Here is a 2,788-nt window from a genome sequence, read left to right as displayed (position 1 = left end):
GCGATCGCCCGCAGCGCCGCGGCCGGGTCGAGGCGCGGGGCGCGGCGCGCGGGGAGCCACGCGGCCACGGCGGCCACCGCCGCCAGCCCCGCCGACACGGCGAGGTAGGTGAGCGGGTCGGTGGGCGCGACGCCGAACAGCAGCGCCGCCATGAGCCGCGTGGCCGCCAGCGACGCCGCGACGCCGATCGCGATCCCGACCGCGGTGAGCGTCAGCCCCTCGCGCACGAACAGCCAGCGCACCGCGCGCGGCTGCGCGCCCAGGGCGACGCGGAGCCCCACCTCGCGCGTGCGCCGCGACGTCGCGTAGGCGATCACGCCGTGGATCCCGACCAGCCCGAGGAACAGCGCCATCCCGGCGGCGAGCGCCAGCATCACCATCGCGAACGACGCGCGGCGCGTCGAGTCGGCGGCGATGTCGTCGAGCGTGCGCACCGCCGCCACCGGGAGCGACGGGTCCACCGCCCACACGGCCTGCCGCAGCTCGCGCAGGAACGTCGGCGACCCGACGCGCGCCGAGCGCACCGCGTACGCCATCGTCGGGCGCTGGTAGGTGTCGTTGAGCATCGGCCAGTACACGATCGGCGTCGCCGGCGCGTCGAGCCCGTCGTCGCGCTCGTCGCCGGTGACGCCGACGACCTCGCGCCACGGCAGCTCCGGGCTCCCGCGCACGCGCCTGCCGATCGCGCGCGCCGGGTCGCCCCAGTGCGCGCGCGCCAGCGCCGCCGACACGACCGCCACCGGGCGCGCCGCCTCGACGTCGTCCCAGGTCACGGCGCGCCCGGCCACCACCGGGATCCCCATCGTCTCGAAGAAGCCGGGCGCCACCGTCTTGTACCGCCGCGTCGGCGGGAGCGCGCCGGCGGCGACCGGCTCCCCCTCGACGTACACCGGGTTGGTGTTGTCCTCGCCGTCCATGGTGACGTGCGACGCCATGCCGACCGCCGTCACGCCGGGGACGCGCGCGATCCGCGCGGCGATCTCGCGGTGCGTGCGCGCGACCGCCGCCGGCTCCGCGCCGTCGCCCGGGACCGCGACGCGGAACGTCTGCACCGTCTCCGGGCGCGCGAAGCCCGGGTCGACCTGCCGCAGCGCGACGAAGGTGCGCACCATGAGCCCCGACACCACGAGCAGCACGAGCGCCAGCGCCACCTCGGCGACGACCAGCGCGTCGCGCGTGCGCCGCCGCGCCGGCCCGTCGCTCGCCCCGCGCCCGCCCTCGCGCAGCGCGGTTGCGTTCGGGACCCCGCCGCGGGCCACGGTCACGAGCCCCGAGAGCGTGCCCGCCGCCGCGGCGACGGCCAGCGTGAACAGCAGCACCGTCGGGTCGACCGCGATCTCCTCGACGCGCGGCAGCTGCGCCGGCGCGAGGCGCTTCAGCAGCGCGATCGCCCCCTCGGTGAAGACGAGGCCGAGCGCGCCGGCCGCCAGCGCGAGCGCCATCCCCTCGGCGAGCACGCCGCGCGCGATGCGCCCGCGGCTGGCGCCGAGCGCCGTCCGCACCGCGAACTCCTGCTGCCGCCCCTCGGCGCGGATCAGCAGCAGGTTGGCGACGTTCGCGCAGGCGACGAGCAGCACGACGCCGACCGCGCCGAGCAGCACCCAGAGCACGTCGCCGACGCCGCCCACCACCTCGTCGGCCAGCGGGCGCACCGTCGGCTCCAGGCGCAGCGACGCCAGCGCGTCCGGGTGCAGCGGGATCATGCGCGCCACGTCGGCGGCCGCCTGCTCGCGCGTGACGCCCGGCCTCAGGCGGGCGAACGACTCGAAGCCGAAGCTGATCCCGGCCGACGCGTCGGCGCGGTCGATCTGGAGCGGGACCACGACCTCCGGGTCCGCGCGCAGGAAGCGGAACGACGCCGGGAGCACGCCGACCACCTCGGCCACCGCGCCGTCGATCGCGACGGTGCGCCCCACCGCGTCGGCGGCGCCGCCGAACCAGCGCTGCCAGGCGCCGTGCGTGAGGACGACGCGCGGCGGCGCGCCGGGCGCGTCCTCGTCGCGCGTGAACAGCCGCCCGAGCGTCGGGCGCACGCCGAGCAGCGGCAGCGTGGCCGCCGAGACGGCGAGCGCCTCCACGCGCTCGGGCTCCGCGCGCCCGGTGATCGAGACCTGCCGCGTGTCCCACGCGCCGATCCCCTCGAACACGCGCTGGTGGTCGAGGTAGGTGAAGTACGTCGGGGCGCCCTGGTTCACGCGCTCGAGGTTCGCCCCGGGCGCGCGGTGCGCGAGGCTCACCAGCCGCCCCGCGTCGGCGAACGGCAGCGGCTTGAGGAGCACGCCGTTGACGACGCTGAACATGGCCGTGGTGGCGCCGACGCCGAGGGCCAGGGTCAGGACCGCGACGGCGGTGAAGCCGGGCGTCCGGGCGAGCGCGCGGCAGGCGCGGCGGAGGTCGGTGAGCACGACGGCGGCGGGGCGGGGGAGGCGGGGCGGGGGAGACGCCCGTCCCCAAGGGAAGAGCCATGCCGGTCGCCGAGGGGTCGGGATCGCGTCGCAAGTCATTGCACACCAGTCGGTTGGCGTGACGGGCCCGGCGGCCCGCGCGGGGGCGCGTGCGCGCTTGTGGGAACGCGGTGTCCGGATGCGGACACCGGGGGTAGCATCCGCGGCCCGACTCTCGCCACCCGCCCGCCGCATGCTCCTCCTCGTCTCCCTCGTCGCCGCGACGCTCCAGCCCCCGTGCGACGGCGCGCGCCTCGTCGCCGTCCCCGCGCGCCCGCGCCAGGGCGCGCTCTTCCGCGTCCGCGTCGAGGGGGCGCCGGCCGGCGCGGAGCTGCGCGGCAGCG

The 2,788-nt window shown here is 78.1% G+C and carries 1 protein-coding gene; it reads right to left on the bottom strand.

Translation table 11 applies throughout. The annotated features are described in order from the left end of the window. Positions 1–2,405: ABC transporter permease (locus PYV61_RS23575; RefSeq protein ID WP_275836312.1), on the bottom strand; the 2,405-nt coding region annotated here is incomplete at its 3' end. Positions 2,406–2,788: the final 383 nt, after the last annotated feature.

Origin of the sequence: Roseisolibacter sp. H3M3-2 (genome assembly GCF_029211165.1) — a bacterium.
In the GTDB taxonomy this organism is placed as follows: Bacteria; Gemmatimonadota; Gemmatimonadetes; order Gemmatimonadales; family Gemmatimonadaceae; genus Roseisolibacter.
This window is presented reverse-complemented; position numbering and strand designations above follow the sequence as displayed.